Source organism: Amycolatopsis cihanbeyliensis (assembly GCF_006715045.1).
GTDB lineage: Bacteria > Actinomycetota > Actinomycetes > Mycobacteriales > Pseudonocardiaceae > Amycolatopsis > Amycolatopsis cihanbeyliensis.
Window position 1 is genome coordinate 1,120,579 of record NZ_VFML01000001.1, and the last position, 16,399, is coordinate 1,136,977.

The 16,399-nt window shown below is 71.6% G+C and carries 14 protein-coding genes and 1 pseudogene; 4 read left to right on the forward strand and 11 right to left on the reverse strand.

Annotation, left to right across the window (positions count from 1 at the left end; genetic code table 11):
* Positions 1-139 precede the first annotated feature (139 nt).
* From FB471_RS04890 to ppsA, 3 genes are all read left to right on the forward strand, one after another.
* Entirely contained in the window at positions 140-565 is a 426-nt protein-coding gene (locus FB471_RS04890) for an Hsp20/alpha crystallin family protein (protein ID WP_141996140.1), read from the forward strand.
* Positions 566-626: 61 nt separating this feature from the next.
* Complete coding sequence (locus FB471_RS04895) at positions 627-1,211, forward strand: hypothetical protein (protein ID WP_141996141.1); 585 nt, start codon at positions 627-629, stop codon at positions 1,209-1,211.
* 13 nt (positions 1,212-1,224) lie between these two features.
* Positions 1,225-3,462: a phosphoenolpyruvate synthase gene (gene ppsA, locus FB471_RS04900; protein WP_141996142.1), complete on the forward strand. Its 2,238-nt coding sequence runs from the start codon at positions 1,225-1,227 to the stop codon at positions 3,460-3,462.
* Positions 3,463-3,476: 14 nt separating this feature from the next.
* On the opposite strand, the gene FB471_RS04905 is transcribed toward ppsA, so the two are convergent.
* From FB471_RS04905 to FB471_RS04935, 7 genes are all read right to left on the reverse strand, one after another.
* Positions 3,477-6,131 (reverse strand): bifunctional acetate--CoA ligase family protein/GNAT family N-acetyltransferase, encoded by a 2,655-nt coding sequence (locus FB471_RS04905; RefSeq protein WP_141996143.1) that lies wholly within the window; start codon positions 6,129-6,131, stop codon positions 3,477-3,479.
* The gene (locus tag FB471_RS04910; RefSeq protein WP_141996144.1) at positions 6,115-7,050 is read right to left on the reverse strand and encodes a carbamate kinase; all 936 of its coding nucleotides are present in this window, start codon (positions 7,048-7,050) and stop codon (positions 6,115-6,117) included. Before FB471_RS04910 ends, FB471_RS04905 begins: the two co-directional genes overlap by 17 nt.
* Complete coding sequence (gene argF, locus FB471_RS04915; protein ID WP_141996145.1) at positions 7,047-7,991, reverse strand: ornithine carbamoyltransferase; 945 nt, start codon at positions 7,989-7,991, stop codon at positions 7,047-7,049. The genes FB471_RS04910 and argF overlap by 4 nt, the downstream gene beginning before the upstream one ends.
* A gap of 14 nt (positions 7,992-8,005) precedes the next feature.
* The gene (locus FB471_RS04920; protein WP_141996146.1) at positions 8,006-9,205 is read right to left on the reverse strand and encodes an arginine deiminase; all 1,200 of its coding nucleotides are present in this window, start codon (positions 9,203-9,205) and stop codon (positions 8,006-8,008) included.
* A complete protein-coding gene (locus tag FB471_RS04925; RefSeq protein WP_141996147.1) occupies positions 9,205-10,593 on the reverse strand; it encodes an amino acid permease in 1,389 nt (462 codons plus the stop codon). The genes FB471_RS04920 and FB471_RS04925 overlap by 1 nt, the downstream gene beginning before the upstream one ends.
* Complete coding sequence (locus tag FB471_RS04930) at positions 10,590-10,793, reverse strand: hypothetical protein (protein ID WP_141996148.1); 204 nt, start codon at positions 10,791-10,793, stop codon at positions 10,590-10,592. The genes FB471_RS04925 and FB471_RS04930 overlap by 4 nt, the downstream gene beginning before the upstream one ends.
* 132 nt (positions 10,794-10,925) lie before the next feature.
* Complete coding sequence (locus FB471_RS04935) at positions 10,926-13,640, reverse strand: cation-translocating P-type ATPase (protein WP_141996149.1); 2,715 nt, start codon at positions 13,638-13,640, stop codon at positions 10,926-10,928.
* 183 nt (positions 13,641-13,823) lie between these two features.
* Between FB471_RS04935 and FB471_RS04940 the strand changes: the two genes are divergently transcribed.
* Complete coding sequence (locus FB471_RS04940; protein ID WP_141996150.1) at positions 13,824-14,468, forward strand: response regulator; 645 nt, start codon at positions 13,824-13,826, stop codon at positions 14,466-14,468.
* Between the two features lie 39 nt (positions 14,469-14,507).
* Here FB471_RS04940 and FB471_RS04945 read toward each other — a convergent pair whose 3' ends face one another.
* From FB471_RS04945 to FB471_RS34865, 4 genes and pseudogenes are all read right to left on the reverse strand, one after another.
* Positions 14,508-15,413, reverse strand: coding sequence for a universal stress protein (locus tag FB471_RS04945; protein ID WP_141996151.1), 906 nt, complete (start codon positions 15,411-15,413; stop codon positions 14,508-14,510).
* A 33-nt stretch (positions 15,414-15,446) separates the two neighbouring features.
* Positions 15,447-15,545, reverse strand: coding sequence for a universal stress protein (locus tag FB471_RS34855; RefSeq protein WP_246076767.1), 99 nt, complete (start codon positions 15,543-15,545; stop codon positions 15,447-15,449).
* Positions 15,546-15,597: 52 nt separating this feature from the next.
* Positions 15,598-15,879, reverse strand: a pseudogene (locus FB471_RS34860) (universal stress protein); the annotation flags it as partial.
* Positions 15,845-16,234: a universal stress protein gene (locus FB471_RS34865; RefSeq protein WP_246076241.1), complete on the reverse strand. Its 390-nt coding sequence runs from the start codon at positions 16,232-16,234 to the stop codon at positions 15,845-15,847. The pseudogene FB471_RS34860 and the gene FB471_RS34865, both read right to left, overlap by 35 nt.
* Positions 16,235-16,399: the final 165 nt, after the last annotated feature.

Consider the following 16,399-nt stretch of genomic DNA (forward strand, 5'->3'; position numbering starts at 1 on the left):
GCTTTGGTCCTCGTGGAGTGGCCAAGGGTCCTGCCGGAGGTAACCACCTCGGGTGTCCGAAGGCCCTACGCGCGCGGGCTCGACGGCGCTGTAATGACGGTGGTGCGAAAACCCACCACCATGCAGAGGAGGACACACGATGAACCTTCCCGTTCGCAGGCACACCCACACCGTCCTGCCCGATCTCGCCGAGATCTTCGAGACCATCACGCCGTTCGCCGGGCTGCGTCCGCTGCTGGACAGCCACACGATCCGGATCGAGGACAAGGTCGAGGACGGCAAGTACGTGCTGCGGGCCGAGATCCCCGGTGTCACCGCGAAAGATCTGAACGTCTCGGTGCACAACGGACTGTTGACGGTCGAGGCCGAACGCTCGCAAAGCACATCGGGCAAAGGCCGCTCGGAGTTCCGGTACGGGTCGTTCAGCCGGACCGTCTCCCTGCCGGCCGGGGCGGCCGAGGACGAGATCAGGGCCGACTACGCCGACGGAATCCTGACCGTCGCGGTCGCGCTGGCCGAGCAGGAGGACATCAGGAAGCACATCGAGGTCAACGAACCGAAGTAGCACCGACCGGTGGTGGCTCGCCCGCGAGCCACCACCATCACCAGCCGATGGGATACCGATCATGAAGGTCGCCGCTGCGCAGCAGCCGGTGCACGAGCCCGCACTGCTGATCGACCAGTTCGCCCCGCACAGCCAGTTCCACAGCGCCCGGCACCGGATCATCGACGCCGCACCGGAGGAGGTGTACGCCGCGGCCCGCGGACTCGACCTCACCCAGGTACCCGAGCCACTTACCGACGCGGCGCGGTGGCTTCGCTTCCTTACCGCACAGGGACACACCTGGACGAGGCTGGCGCAAGCTCCGGAGTGGACCTTGCTCGCCGAACGGCCCGGCAAGGAGATCGTCTTCGGCGCCGTCGGCGGTTTCCTGCCACCCACAACCGGCTGGCTCGAGCTGGAGCCACGGGACTTCCGCGACTTCGAGGAGCCCGGTTACGGCAAGCTCGTCGCCGGGGTGTCCTTCCGGCCATACGGGCATCGCCGCAGCCTGGTCAGCCACGACGTGCGGATCGTCCTCGCCGACCCACGAACCTGGGCTCGGTTCCACCGCTACTGGCCGCTGACCGCACCGCTGGTCGGCAGATACCAGACCGCGACGCTCAAGGACATCGAGGCCGCCGCGACCACCCTCACCCCCGCCCGCTGAACCGGAGGAACCCATGCCACAGCACGTCGTCTGGCTGTCCGAAGTAACCATGGCCGACACCGCTCTGGCGGGTGGCAAGGGGGCCAACCTCGGCGAGCTGACGTCGGCCGGGATGCCGGTCCCGCCCGGGTTCGTCGTCACCGCGCCCGCCTATCTCGCCTCGATGGAGGCCGCGGGCGTGCGCGCCGAACTCCGCGACGCCGTCACCGCCAAGCGCACCGATCCGGCCGCCGCGGACCGGCTGCGCGGGGTCGTCGGCAAGGCCGGGATCGCCGCCGAGGTGGCGGTCGAGGTCCGGCGGGCCTACCGCACGCTGGGCACGGACCTTCCGGTCGCGGTGCGCTCGTCGGCCACCGGTGAGGACAGCGCGGGAGCGTCGTTCGCCGGGATGAACCGCACCATCACCAACTCCGTCGGCGAGGACGCGTTGCTGGACAGCCTCGTCGCCTGCTGGGAATCCCTCTTCGGGGCCCGCTCGCTCGCCTACCGTGCCGAGCGCGGGATCGCCGAGGAGCCAGCCATCGCCGTGGTCGTCCAGCAGATGGTGGACGCCGAGCGCGCCGGGGTGATCTTCACCGCCGACCCGTCCACGGGCGATCGCGACCGGATCGTCGTCGAGGCGGTCTACGGGCTCGGTGAGGTACTCGTTTCCGGAGCCGTCGAACCGGACACCTACGTGCTGTCCAAACCGGACGCCGCGGTGCTGCGCACGAGGATCGGCAGGCAGCACCACAAGATCATCCGCGGGGACGCGGGTGCCGAGCAGCGCGTCGAGCTCGGTGAGCAAGGCCACGGGCAGGTGCTGCGGCCCGCTGAGGCCGTCGAGCTGGCCCGGCTGGCCATGCGCGTCGAACAGCACTACGGCGCCCCACAGGACATCGAGTGGGTGATGTCCGATGGGCAGACCTGGCTGGTGCAGACCCGGCCGATCACCACCCTTACCGAGCACGCCGCAGCACCGGACGACACGGTGCTGGCATCCGGACTCTCCGCCGCCCCCGGGGTGGCCACCGGCCCCGTGCGGGTGCTGCGGACGCCCGCCGACGAGGACCGGCTCCGTCCCGGCGAGATCCTGGTCGCCGAGATGACCAACCCGGACTGGATGCCCGCCATCCGGCGCGCCGGCGCGCTGGTCACCGACCAAGGCGGGATGACCTGCCACGCCGCCATCGTCGCCCGTGAGCTCGGGGTGCCCTGCGTGGTCGGTACCCGCTCGGCCACCCGCGACCTGCACGAGGGCCAGGTCGTCACCGTGGACGGCGCGGCGGGCACCGTCCGGGCGGGCGGGCGCGCCACCAGCACGGCGCCCGCGCCCCCCGAACGGGCGCAGGCCGACGCTGCCGAGGCGCTGGCCACCAGGCTCTACGTCAACCTCGCCCTGCCCGACCAGGCTGAACGCGTCGCCGCGCTGCCGGTCGACGGGGTGGGCCTGCTGCGCGCCGAGTTCATGCTCACCGAGGCGCTGGCGGGTCGGCACCCGCGCAGCTTCCTCAGCACGCAAGGACCCGACGAGTTCGTTTCGGCGCTGTCCGCGTCGCTGCTGCGGATCACCCGCGCCTTCGGTATCCGGCCGGTCGTCTACCGGGCGACCGACTTCCGCAGCAACGAGTTCCGCGGGCTCGCCGGGGGCGAACAGGTCGAGCCCGCCGAGCACAACCCGATGATCGGCTACCGTGGCTGCTACCGCTACGTCCACGATCCCGAACTGTTCCGGCTCGAGCTGCGCGCACTGGCCAAGGTCCGCGAGCAGACCCCCAACCTGCACCTGATGCTGCCGTTCGTGCGCACTCGCTGGGAGCTCGAGGCCTGCCTCGAACTGGTCGACGCGAGCCCGCTCCGGCACCAGCGTGGGCTGCATAGATGGGTGATGGCCGAGGTTCCCTCGGTGGCCTACTGGATCGGCGAGTACGCCCGCATGGGCATCGACGGCCTCTCCATCGGCAGCAACGACCTCACCCAGCTGATGCTCGGCGTCGACCGGGACTCGCAGGTCTGCGCACCACTGTTCGACGAGGCCGACCCCGCCGTGCTGGACGCGATCGGCCGGATCGTCCGCGCCTGCCACGAAGCCGGGATCACCTCCTCGCTGTGTGGCCAGGCACCTTCGACCGACCCCGGCTTCGCCGAGCACCTGGTCCGCGCCGGGATCACCTCGATCTCGGTCAACGCGGACAGCGTCCCGGCCGCGCGGCGCGCCATCGGCTCCGCCGAGCGCCGCGTGCTGCTGCGGCGAGCCCTGCCACGGACGTGACCGCGACAGGCCGGTCACCCTCGCAGGTACCGCAGATAGGGGTCGGTGGCCGGGTGCTGGTGCACCCGGATCCGCCCGTCGAGCACCACCACGCCCGCCGGGGTGGCCACCAGGGGGTTCAGGTCGAGCTCGGCGACCTCGGTGACGAGCTCGGCCAGCGCGCTGACCCGCAGCAGCACGTCGCGCAGGGCGTCGGTCAGGACTCCTTCGGCGCGCAGGGCGGCCGAGCAGCGGAGCCCACCGAGCAGCCGGTCGGCGTCGCTACCGGTCAGTGGGGCCAGCCGGGCGGCCCGGTCGTCGACCAGATCGGTGTCCACGCCGCCGAGGCCGAAGACCACCAGCGGGCCGAACACGTCGTCGGAGCTGATGCCGACCAGCAGTTCCCGGCCGGGCGCTGCCATCGGCTGCACCACCACGCCACGCAGGGCGTCGCCGAACCGGTCCGCGAATCCCGTCCAGGCCGCCCGGATGCCCACGGTGTCCCGAACGTCCAGCAATACCCCACCGGCCCCGCTCTTGTGCAGGACGCCTTCCGCTACGGCCTTGACGGCGACCGGGCCGCCGAACCGGTCGTGGGCCGCGACGGCTGCCTCCTCGTCCGCGGCGAACTCGGTGGCTGTCACCGGGATGCCGAAACAGCCGAGCAGTTCGGTGACCGTGGCCGGTTCGAGCCAGCCGCCACCGGGGTGGCCGGTCATCCAGTCGGCCACCAACCGCCGCGCGAGGGTGAGCTCGAGGTCGGCGAACTCCGGGGGCTGTCCCTCCTGCAGGCGCAGCCACTCGGCGTAGGTGGCCAGCTTGCCCAGTGCGGCGGCGGCCTGTTCCGGGTCGGCGTAGCTCGCGGTGGCCGGTGTACCTCCCGTGTCGCACAGCGCCGCGACGTGCTCGGCCTGGCCGGGGCGGACCGCGAGCACCGGCTTGCCGCGCCGGGTGACCGTGGCCAGCTCGGCGCCGGGATCGCCGAGCGCGGTCGGTAGCGCGGCGGCGATCACCACGTCCACCGCCGCGTCGGTGAGCAACGCACGCACCGCTCCGGCGAACGCGTCGGGAACCACCGCGGCGCTGGTGTCGACCGGGTTGCGCACGCTGGCCTGCCGCGGCAGCAGCGAGCGCAGCCGATCTTCCGTCGCCGCCGCCAGTTCGGGCAGCACCAGCCCGTGCCGGGCGCAGGCGTCTGCGGCCAGGACGCCGGTGCCGCCGGCGTTGCTGATCACCGCGACCCGGTTGCCCGCGGGCAGTGGCTGCCAGCGCAACGCGGCGAGCACGGTCAGCAGCTCGCTCACCGAGTCCACCGCCATCACCCCGGCCTGCTCGAACAACGCGTCCCTGGTCACGGCCGGAGTCGCCGTCGCGGCCGTGTGCGAGGCCGCGGCCCGCTGGGCGGCAGGGGTGCTGCCCGCGCGGATGGCGAGCACCGGCTTCTCCCTGGCGAGCGCGCGGGCGAACCGGGAGAACTTGCGGGGGTTGCCGAAGGATTCGAGGTACAGCACGGCGGCCGCGGTTCGCGGGTCGCGCCGCCACCACAGCAGCAGGTCGTTGCCACTGACGTCGTACTTGTCGCCCGTCGACACCAGCGCCGACACACCGAGCCCGGCCGAGCCGAGCAGCTCGGTCAGTGCGATCGCGACGCCACCGGACTGGGTCAGCACGCCGATGTCACCGGCGGGTGGCGCGGCCCGCAGGAACGTCGCGTTCATCCCGATGCCGGGGTCGGTGTTGGCCACCCCGATGCAGTTCGGCCCGACCAGCCGCATGCCGTGGCGGCGCACGGACTCCCGCACCCGCTGCCCCAGGGTCCCGTTCAGTCCGGCCGAGACCACCACGACCGCGGCGACTCCGGCCGCGCCGCACTGCTCGACCGCGTCGGGCACCGCGACGGCCGGCACGCAGACCACCGCTAGCTCGGGCACCGAGGGCAGGTCCGCCACGGCGGGGCCGCACGGCACGCCGAGCACCTGCTCGGCGTGCGGGTTGACCGCGAACAGCTCACCGGCGAACCCCGCGTCGAGCAGATTGCGCAGCACTGCGTTACCGACCGCGTCCGGTCGGCGGCTCGCGCCGACGACCGCGATCGACTCCGGCGCGAGCACTCGGCGCAGGCTGGCGGTAGCGGCCACCCGCTCCCGGTCGGCCACCGCGTCCAGGTACCGGTCCCCCGCGTCCACCGCGAGCTCCACCGAACGTTCCGGCCCGGTGCCGGTCAGCACCAGCGGCAGCCCGAGATCGCGCAACACCCGGATGATGCCCGCGTTCTCGGCGAGCACCACCGCCACGAGGCGGGCGATGCCGTGCTCCCTGGCCACGGAGACCAGCTGCTCCAGCAGCAGCGTACCGACGCCACCTGCCTGGGCCGCCCCCTCGACGACGAGCGCGACTTCGGCGGCGCCGGGCTCGGCGGTGGCCTCGTAGCTGGCGACGCCGATCAGCCGGCCGGACAGGAAGGCTCCCGCCGAGGCGTGTCGCGGTCCCGTCTCGGCGGCGATCCGGCGGACGAGGTCGCCCAGCCGCGAGGGCCGCGGGCCGAAGAACCTGAAGTAGCTGTCGCGTTCGTCCAGCCTGCGGTGCAGCGCGAGGATCTCCGCGGCGTCGCCCGGCGTCAGCGGGCGCACCAGAACGACCCGGCCATCGGCCAGCAGCGAGTACCTGCCCTGCTCATGCGCATCGCGCATTGTGCCCTCCTTCGGGTAGCACCCTGGTTCCAGCGGTCCCGGCGAGGATCGCGGCGGCGTCGGCCAGCTCGCCGATGGCGGCGGCCCGGCCCTGTTCGGTGAGAAATCGGCGGCAGGCCTCGACCTTGGGGCCCATCGAGCCATCCGGCAGGCCGAGCCGTTCGAGATCGGCCGCGGTCGCCTCGGTGACCGGTCGTGCCGACGGGGTGCCGAAGTCGCGGTACACCGCGGGCACGTCGGTGAGCAGCAGCAGCGCGTCCGCGTCGAGCCGCTCGGCGAGCAGCGCGGCGGCGAGGTCCTTGTCCACCACCGCTTCCACGCCCCGCCGGTTACCGTCGGCGTCGACGGCGACCGGCACGCCCCCGCCACCGGCGGCGATGACCACGGCCCCCGCCTGGACCAGCCTGCGGATGGTGCCCAACTCGGCGACGTCGCGTGGTTCCGGCGAGGGGACAACACGCCGCCACTGGCGGCCGTCCCGGCGCAGGTCCCACCCGTGTGCGGCCACGACGGTCGCTGCCTCGGCGCGGTCGTACCCCGGTCCGATGAACTTGGTCGGCCACGCGAACGCCGGGTCTTCGGCGTCGACGAGGGTCTGCGTGAGCACCGCGGCCACCTCGCGGCCCGGCAGCGCGGTACCGAGAGCGGCGGCCAGCCAGTAGCCGATCATGCCCTGGGTCTCGGCCACCAGCACGTCCAGTGGGTACGGTCGCTCCAGCGCGCGGTCGGCGCTGGTTTCCAGGGCGAGCATGCCGACCTGCGGGCCGTTGCCGTGCACGAGCACCACGTCGTGTTCGGCGGCCAGCCCGGCCAGCGAGCCGACCGCGACCGTCAGGTTGGCCTGCTGGACGGCCGCGTCCGCGCGCTGGCCGCGGCGCAGCAGCGCGTTGCCACCGATTCCGATGACAAGCCTGCTCACCGGTCCCGCCTCTGCCCATGCAGCTTGCCGCCCAGCAGCGCGGTCAGTACGGTCTGCGCGACCGGCTGCCGGTTCGCGGCCTGCTGGAACACGACCGACCGGGGACCGTCGATGACCTCGGCGGTGACCTCCTGGCCGCGGTGGGCGGGCAGGCAGTGCAGGAACACAGCGTCCGGTGCGGCCGCGGCCAGCACTGTCTCGTCGACCTGGTAGGGCGTCAGCGCGGCCCTGCGCGCGGCCGCTTGCTCGGCGGGGTCGCCCATGGAGACCCACACGTCGGTGTAGACCGCACTGGCGCCCCGTGCCGCCGTCTCCGGGTCGTCGGTCCAGTCCACAGTGCTGCCCGTCGTCGCGGCGATCCTTCGCGCGGTGGCGATCGCGGTCGGATCGGGTGGGTAGGCCGCCGGGGTGGCCAGGGTGATGTCGACGCCACAGAGGGCGGCGGCCTGGGCGAGGCTGGCGGCGACGTTGTTGCCCGCGCCGAGGTAGGCGATCCGTCGGCCGTCGAGGTCGCCGAACACCTGCCGCAGGGTGAGCAGGTCGGTGAGGCTCTGCAGCGGGTGGTGCCCGTCGGTGAGCGCGTTGATCACCGGAACGGTCGCGGCACGGGCGAACCGCGTCAGGTCCTCGTCCGAGGACGTGCGGACGATGATGGCGGCCGCGTAGCTCGACAGCACCCTGGCGGTGTCCTCGATGGTCTCGCCCCGGCCGAGTTGCAGGTCGGTGCCGGTGAGCATCGTCGGCGACCCGCCGAGGCGCAGCACGGCCGCCTCCGTGGACACCCTGGTCCGGGTGGACGGTTTGGTGAAGTGCAGCGCCACGAGCCGGTTGTGCAGCAGCATCGGTTCGTGGTCGGGGTCGGCGGCGTAGCACTGGGCCAGCCGCAGCACTTCGCCGGTGTCGGCCGTGCTCAGGTCGGCCGTGGTGAGCAGGTCCTTCATCGGGGTCCCTTTCGTCAGGTCCGGTCGCGTTCGATCGGGCAGCTCATGCAGCGCGGCCCTCCCCGGCCCCTGCCCAGTTCGCTGCCGGGGATGGTGATGACCTCGATGCCGTTGCGGCGCAGCATCGTGTTGGTGGTGACGTTGCGTTCGTAGGCGACGACGACGCCCGGCTCGACGGCGAGCACGTTGTTGCCGTCGTCCCACTGCTCACGTTCGGCCGCGCGCACGTCCTGCTCCGCCTGCAACACCCGCACGGCGCCGAGTCCCAGCTCGGCGGCGACGGTGTCGAAGAGTTCACCGTTCTCCTCGACGGCGGGCCGCGGGCTCGTGCCCGTCCGTCCCGGCCGCAGGGTGAACGACCGCAACCCGCCCAGCCCTGGATAAATGGTGAACGCGTCGGTGTCCACCATGGTCAGCACGGTGTCCAGGTGCATGAACGCGCGGGCACGCGGCAGCTGGACCGCGATGACCGCCCGCGCGGCATCCGCGGTGAACAGCCGGTGCGCCAGCAGCTCGATCGCCTCCGGGGTGGTGCGCTCGCTCATGCCGACCATCAGCACGCCGGGCGCGAGCACGTGCACGTCGCCACCCTCCAAGGTGCCCGGTTCGTCGTCCGGCCCGATCCAGCGCGGCATTCCGGCGTCGACGAACAGCGGGTGGAACCGGTACACCGCGTCCACGTGCACGCTTTCCCTCCGCCTGCTCGCTTTCGCCATCGGGTTGACGGTCAGTCCCTCGAACACCCGGCAGGAGGGGTCCCTGGCGAACAGGTGGTTCGGCAGCGGGCGCAGCAGGAAGTCATCCGGCGCGGCACTCACCAGGCGCAGGCTGGGGGTGCCATGCTCGCCGAGCTCACCGCGGGTGATCCCGCCGACCAGGGTCCTGGCCAAGTGCGCCGCGTCCATCGCGGCGAGGGCCTCCCTGAGCGCGGGCGCGGCTTGTGCCACCACCCGGTCGAGCACCCACGACCCGGCCTGCTCGTCCTTGAGGGTCTCGGCGAGCAGATCGCCGAACAGGTGCACCGTCACACCGCGTTCGCGCAGGGTATCGGCGAACACGTCGTGCTCCTGGCGTGCCCTGCGCACCCACAGCACCTCGTCGAACAGCAGGTCGTCCTTGTTGGACGGGGTAAGCCGCAAAAGCTCCAGGTCCGGACGGTGCAGCACCACCCTGCGCAGCCTGCTCACTTCACTGTACACACCGGACAGTTCCATCACGCCGCCTCCAGCCCGGTGTAACCACCGTCGGCAGGTGCCGCGGTCTCCGCGGTGTCCCGCTCGCCGCGGCGCTTGCGGTAGGCCAGCCACACGTAGACGGGCATACCCGCGAGCAGCAGCAACAACCCCTTGGCCATCACCTCGTAGCCCGCGCCCGCGATGGCCCACACCGAGTAGCCGAAGGCCAGCACCGCGACCAGGCCGTGCCAGAACAGCCTGCGGCCATGGAACCGCTCCCGGTCGGTCACCAGCAGCATCAGCTGCGCCATGGCCGAGTAGGCGTAGGGCACCAGCGTGGTCAGGGTCGCTAGCAGGATCACGAAGGTGAACTGCTCGACGAGGGTGGCCGTGTAGTTCATCGCCATCAGCGCGGTGACCAGCACGCTAGAGACGACCAGCCCGACCACCGGCGTGCCGTTGCGGCTGGTGCGGGCGAATACCGCCGGGAACAGGCCGTCCTTGGCCGCCGCCATCGGCACCTGGCCCTGCAGCAGGACCCAGCCGTTCAACGCTCCGAACGCGGCGATCACCGCACCCGCCGCCACGGCGTTACCGGCCCACCCGCCGAACACCGCGCCCGCCGCGTCCGCGAACGGCGCGGTGGACTCGGTGAGTCTGCCGCGCGGCACCACACCCAGCACCGCGACCGTGCCCAGCACGTACACCACCGCCGTGACGACGGTGCCGATCATGGTGGCCCTCGGGATGGTCCGGCGGGGTTCCCGCACATCACCCGCGGGCACCGTGGCCGACTCGATCCCGATGAACGCCCACAGCGTCAACGCCGCCGCGGCCGTCACCGCACCGAACCCGCTCTGCTCGCTGGCGTTGAACGGCGTGAAGTTCGCCGGGTCGGCGAAGAACGGGACGATCAGCGCCACCACCAGCAGCGGCACCAGCTTGAGCACCGTGGTCACCAGCTGCACGATCGCACCCTGGCGGACGCCCATCGCGTTCACCGCGGTGACGCCCCAGATCGCGGCCAGTGCCACCAGCATCGCGGCCAACCGGTTACTCGCCAGCACCGGGAAGAAATGCGCGAGGTAGCCGACGAAGGCCACGGCGATCGCGGCGTTACCCGCCCAGATCGCGATCCAGTAGCCCCACGCCGTCTGGAAACCGAGAAAGTCACCGAACGCCCTGCGCGTGTAGGCATACGGTCCTCCCACATCCGGATGGCGCTTGCCCAACCGGGCGAACACCAGCGCCAGCAGCACCGCGCCCAGCGAGGTGAACAGCCAGCCTACGATGCTCACCGCACCGTAGGACGCCAGCGAACTCGGCAACAGGAACACCCCGGATCCGATCATGTTACCCACCACGAGCGCGGTCGCCGCCCACAGACCAAGGCCACGCCCACTCCGGCGAGACACCGACCTCGTCACGCTTCCTCCCTCGCATCCGTCGGCGTGTCTTGCCCGCCGGCGTCCGCCTCCTCATCCGGTGTGGACTCGCCGCTGTCGTCGTGGTACCGCTGCGCCAGGAGATAGCGCTGGATACCGCGTTCCGCCAGTTCGCCGACGTCGCGACTACTCGCACTCCTGCGGGCCTCCCACGAGGCACGCGCACTTTCTCGTCCGTCCATGCCATGGCCTCCCACCGTTCGGTGTCGCGGGACCGCTTCTCGTGATCCGCCACCACAGCGAAACTAGGCGGCACGGCCGTTGCCTCGAAGTGGGAATTCGCCCTCCTCAGCAAGGACGAACGTCCCTTTCGATCAGGGCATCTCGGACCGCGTCTGTCCATTTCGGCCCCTTTGGCCGCGGCGGTCGAAGCGGCGCCAGAGCACCTTGTCCGACTCGACGACGGCATAGGCCACGAGCCCGATGCCCAGCGCGAGCAGCCACGCCTCGGCGCCGACGGGCGCGGTGTGGAAGAGCGTGTTCAGTATCGGGACATAGGTGATCAGTGCCTGCAGCCCGAGCATGAGCGCGATCCCGCCGAGTAGCCACGGGTTGCGGCCCCGGGCGCGGAGCCGGTCCAGTGAACGGCAGCTGATCAGGTACATCACCTCGACGAGGACGAAGACGTTGATCGCGGCGGTGCGCGCCTCGGCGACCGGAACGCCCGAGGCCAGCTGTGCCTGGAACACCGCGAAAGCGCCGCTCACCAGCACCAGCGAGACCAGCAGGATGCGGCGTACGAGGTCGCCGGTCAGCAACGCCTGTCCTGGCGACCGTGGCGGCCTGTCCATGATGCCGGGTTCCTTCGGCTGGAAGGCCAGGGTCAGGCCGAGGAACACGGCGGTGGTCATGTTGATCCAGAGGATCTGCACCGGCAGGATCGGCAGCGTGGCGCCGACCAGGATCGCCACGAGGATCACGAGCCCTTCGGCGATGTTCGTGGGCAGGGTCCAGGCGAGGAACTTGCGGAGGTTGTCGAACACCCCCCGGCCCTCCTCGACAGCCGCCTCGATCGAGGCGAAGTTGTCGTCGGTGAGCACCATGTCGGCCGCTTCCTTCGCCGCCTCGGTGCCCGCTTTGCCCATCGCGATGCCGATGTCGGCCTGGCGCAGCGCCGGCGCGTCGTTCACCCCGTCCCCGGTCATGGCGACAACCTGCCCCCGCCGCTGCAACAACCGCACCAGGCGCAGCTTCTGCTCAGGGGACACCCTGGCGAAGACCGTCGTGTCTGCGAGCTCGTCGTCCGGGGTCGTCGCGATGGCTGCACCACTGACCGTGCGCCGGGGCAGGCCGAACGCGTGCCCGATCGCCTCGGCGGTCGCACCGTGGTCACCGGTGATCATCTTGATCTCCACCCCCGCCCGGCGGCAGGCGGCGACGGCGTCCATTGCCTCGGGCCGGGGTGGGTCGTGCATCAGCTGGAGGCCGAGGAAGGTCAGCCGGCCCGGCAGGTCCTCCTCCCGGAGCACCTCGGTACCGCGAGGAGGGGTAAACCGGGCGAAGGCCAGCACCCGGAGGCCGCGTCCTGCGTGCTCGGTCGCGATCGCGCGTACGGCTTCCCGGTCGAGTTCGACCCGGGTACCCGCCGCGTCCAGCTGGTCCGCGCACAGGGCGAGCACCCTTTCCGGGGCGCCCTTCACGTAGCCGGTCAGCCGTCCGGCCCAGTCCCGGTGCAGGGTGGCCATCAGCTGCCGCTCGGATTCGAAGGGCAGCGTGTCGACCCGCTGGTCGGCCGGCCGCTCGAGTCCGGCCTTGGCCGCGACGACGAGCAGGGCGCCCTCGGTCGGGTCGCCGACGATCTGCCAGCCGTCGTCGGTGACGCGCAGGGTCGCTTCGTTGCAGTGCACACCGGCCAGCAGACATTCGGCGAGTGCGTGATCCCGGCGGAGGTCGCCGGCCAGCTCGCCCTCGGGGGCGTAGCCGCTGCCGGTGACCGGGTAGGTGTTCTCGGCGGTCAGTACGGCGGTCACGGTCATCTCGTTCGCGGTCAGCGTGCCGGTCTTGTCGGTGCAGATGACTGTGGTGCCGCCGAGCGTCTCGACAGCGGGCAGCCGCCGGACGATGGTGTGCCGCCGCGACATCCGGGTCACCCCGATGGCCAGCACGATCGTGACCGCGGCGGGCAGCCCTTCCGGGATCGCGCCGACGGCCAGCGCCACCGCGGCGACGAACGTGTCCCCGAACGGGTCGCCCCGCAGCAAGCCCACCAACATGGTCAACGCGGCAAGTACCACGATCACCACCGCGAGCTTGCGGCTGAACCCGGCGAGCTTGCGGGTGAGCGGCGTCCCGGTGGACCCGGCGCCGCGGGTGAGCCTGCTGATCAGGCCCAGCTCGGTGTCCGCACCGGTCCCCGTGACCAGGGCCATTCCGCTTCCCCGGGTGACGATCGTGCCCGAATGGGCCAGGTTCGTCCGGTCGGCCAGCACGGCGTGCGACGGCAAGGCAGCCGCCGACTTCCCCGCGGGCACGGACTCGCCGGTCACCGCGGACTCGTCGATCTCCAGCGACGTGGCCCGGACGAGGCGCACGTCGGCGGGCACCTTGTCGCCCGCCTGCAGTACCAGCAGATCACCCGGGACGAGTCCGGCGGCGGCGACCCGGCGGGTGGCGCCGTCACGCACCACGGTCGCCTCGCTGGCCGCCATCCGGGCCAGCGCGTCGATGGCCTGCCTGGCCCTAGCCTCCTGCACGTACCCGATCACGGCATTGAGCAGCACCACTCCGAGGATCACCCCGGCGTCGACCAGTTGCCCCAGCGCCAGTGTCACCGCGACGGCGGCCAGCAGCACGTAGACCAGGGGATCGTGGAACTGTCTGAGCAGTCTGCGCAGCGCCCCGCCGTCGGACTCGGTGGGAAGCGTGTTCGGCCCGTGGGCGGCCAAGTGCCGCCCGGCCGCCTCCGTGGTCAGGCCGCTAGCGGAATCTGTGTGCAGTTCCTCCGCGACCTCGGCCACGGTCAGCCGGTGGGCGCGTGATCGCAACGGGTCAGTGCCGCCCGTGACGGCGACACGGGTTTCGGTCGTCATGGTGTCCACTCAACGCGCGGCGGGGAAACCGGTTGTAGAGCACAAGGTCATCGACGTGACCGCCGACGGCACCGAGCCGCCGAATTGGTGACCTTGGTCCCCTGGATTGGATACTTGGTCCACGTCGAAAGACCTGTTCTCGTCGTAGCCTGGTGGGAAACACATGAGGAAGGTGATGTCCCGGTGATCACGGTGTTCCTGGTCGACGACCACGAGGTTGTCCGGCGCGGTGTGGCCGACCTGCTGGAGGCCGAACCCGACCTGACCGTGGCCGGGGAAGCCGCCTCTGCCGCTCAGGCGCTGGCCAGGATCCCTGCGCTGCGCCCGGATGTGGCCGTCCTCGACGTCCGGCTCGGCGACGGCAACGGCGTCGAGTTGTGCCGCGAGCTGCGGTCCCGGCTGCCCGAACTCAACTGCCTCATGCTCACGTCCTACACCGACGAGCAGGCCATGCTCGACGCCGTCCTCGCCGGCGCGGGCGGCTACGTCCTCAAGGACATCCAGGGCCTTCAGCTCGTCCACGCCGTTCGCCAGGTCGGCGCCGGCAAGTCGCTGCTCGACAACCGCGCCGCCGCCACCCTCATGGCCAGGCTCCGCGACAACACCGCCGACACCGGCCCGGCGGCCGGGCTCACCGAGCGCGAGCGCACCCTGCTCGATCTCATCGGTGAAGGCCTCACCAACCGGCAGATCGCCGAACGTATGTACCTGACCGAGAAGACCGTCAAGAACTACGTCTCCCGGCTGCTCACGAAGCTCGACCTCGAACGCCGCACCCAGGTCGCGGTGCTGGCCGCCAAGCTGCACGGACAACGCAAGCCGAACTGACCGGTCCGTGCGGGGCTCGCCCACACGGACCGGTTTCCCTCATCCGGCCGGTTCGGGCCGCACGACCAGCACCGGGCACTCCGCGTGCTGCAGCAGGGCCTGGCTGGTCGAACCGAGCAGCATCCCCCGGAACCCGCCACGCCCCCGGCAACCGACCACCAGCAGCCGCGCCCTCGCCGACCACTCCAGCAGCTGATGCCGCGGCCGGTCCCTGGCCACCACCCGCTCGACCTGGACATCCGGGTACTTCTCCTGCCAGCCCGCGAGCCGCTCGGCCAGCGCACGCCGCTCCACCTCGTCCACCGACTCCCACGTCGAGTTGAACCTGGCCGGGCTGAACACCGTGTCGTAGTCACCGTCCAGCCAGGAATGCACCGCCACCAGGGGCGCACCGCGCAGCGAGGCCTCCTCGAACGCGACCGCGACTGCCCGCTCACTGGCCTGGCTGCCATCGACACCCACCACCACGGGACCATCGGCAGGCACGTCCTCGCCGTCCCTGCCCCGCACGACCACTACCGGGCAGTGCGCGTGGCTGGTCACCGCGACGGCCGTCGAGCCGAGTCGCATCCCGGCGAACCCACCACGGCCCGACTCACCGAGGACGATCATCCGCGCCTCGCGGGACAGCTCGATCAGTGCCGGGATCACGGGGTCCCGCACCAGCGAGGTGCCGACCTCCCTGCTCGCTCCGGCCTCCCTGGCCGCCTCGGCAGCCCCGGTGAGGATCCGTTCGCCGTCCTGTTCCAGTGCGCCGAAAAAGTCCAGCGGCACCGCAAGGCCGTTACCGTAGTACCCGCCGGTCACGGCGACGGCGTGCACCACACGCAACCCGAGCCCGCGCTCGGCCGCCGTCTGCGCGGCCCACCGCACGGCCCGCTTCGTGCCCGCCGATCCGTCCACGCCGACGACGATCTCGCCGCCAGCCGCCTTGTCCTGACTCATCGCTCGTTCTCCTTCTCTCCTGAACTGGGTTACTCAGCTGTTGCCGGTCGAGGACCGGGCCACGATCACCGGGCACAGCGCGTAGGACATCACCGTCTGGCTGGTCGAACCGAGCAGCATCCCCGGCCACATCGCCCCTGCCCCGGCTGCCGACCACGAGCAGCTGTGCCCTGTCGGCCATCGCCAGCAGCTCGTCGGCGGGTGCGCCGTGTCGCAACTCCCTGCGCACGGCAACGTCGGGGTACTTGTGCTGCCAGCCCGCGAGCCGCTGCGCGAGCAGTTCCCGCTCGCTTTCCTCGACCGCGGGCAGGTCCATCCGCCACCGGGTCTGCTCGAACACCGCGGCTAGGAACGCGTCGTCCCACACGTGCACCGCCACCAGCTCGGCGGCTCGTGACGACGCCTGGTCGAAAGCGATGGCGATGGCCCGCTCACTGGCGGGCGAACCGTCCACGCCGACCACCACCGGGTCGGAGACCGGTGGTGGTCGGCGCCCGCGTGCGCGCGAACCAGCGCCACCGGGCAGGCGGCGTGCGCGGCCAGCGCGACCGACGCCGAACCACCAGCACCCGGCCCAGCGGCCGAAGCCCCACCGTGCCCAGCACCAGCAGGCTCGCCGACTCCGCCGCGTCGCACAGCACCTCGGCCACCCTGCCTTCGCGCAGTTCCAACCGCGGCCGCGAACCCGGCACGGCCTCGCGGGCAACGTCCCGGGCCGCCGCGAGCGGCGACTCCCCCTGCGCCCGCAGCGCACCGTGCAGATCCTCCCGCATCGGCAGCGGCCGCGGGTAAGCCAGCGACACGTCGTCGAGCACGTGCACAAAGCACAGCTCGCGGCCCCGCCGAGCCCCCCTCGGCCGCCGCCCACCCCACCGCCTGCGCCACCGACGCCGAACCGTCGACACCGACCACGACCGCACCGCGCGGAGTACCGGACATCGCAGCTCACTCCTCACCGACTCGTCTGTTTCCCCGGACGCTACGAA

Excerpts from the sequence above, each read along its gene's own strand:
- FB471_RS04890 (WP_141996140.1), top strand. The coding sequence starts at position 140 with ATGAACCTTCCCGTTCGCAGGCACACCCACACCGTCCTGCCCGATCTC.
- FB471_RS04895 (WP_141996141.1), top strand. The coding sequence starts at position 627 with ATGAAGGTCGCCGCTGCGCAGCAGCCGGTGCACGAGCCCGCACTGCTG.
- ppsA (WP_141996142.1), top strand. The coding sequence starts at position 1,225 with ATGCCACAGCACGTCGTCTGGCTGTCCGAAGTAACCATGGCCGACACC.
- FB471_RS04905 (WP_141996143.1), bottom strand. The coding sequence starts at position 6,131 with ATGCGCGATGCGCATGAGCAGGGCAGGTACTCGCTGCTGGCCGATGGC.
- argF (WP_141996145.1), bottom strand. The coding sequence starts at position 7,991 with ATGAAGGACCTGCTCACCACGGCCGACCTGAGCACGGCCGACACCGGC.
- FB471_RS04920 (WP_141996146.1), bottom strand. The coding sequence starts at position 9,205 with ATGGAACTGTCCGGTGTGTACAGTGAAGTGAGCAGGCTGCGCAGGGTG.
- FB471_RS04930 (WP_141996148.1), bottom strand. The coding sequence starts at position 10,793 with ATGGACGGACGAGAAAGTGCGCGTGCCTCGTGGGAGGCCCGCAGGAGT.
- FB471_RS04935 (WP_141996149.1), bottom strand. The coding sequence starts at position 13,640 with ATGACGACCGAAACCCGTGTCGCCGTCACGGGCGGCACTGACCCGTTG.
- FB471_RS04945 (WP_141996151.1), bottom strand. The coding sequence starts at position 15,413 with ATGAGTCAGGACAAGGCGGCTGGCGGCGAGATCGTCGTCGGCGTGGAC.
- FB471_RS34855 (WP_246076767.1), bottom strand. The coding sequence starts at position 15,545 with ATGTGGCCGGGGATGCTGCTCGGTTCGACCAGCCAGACGGTGATGTCC.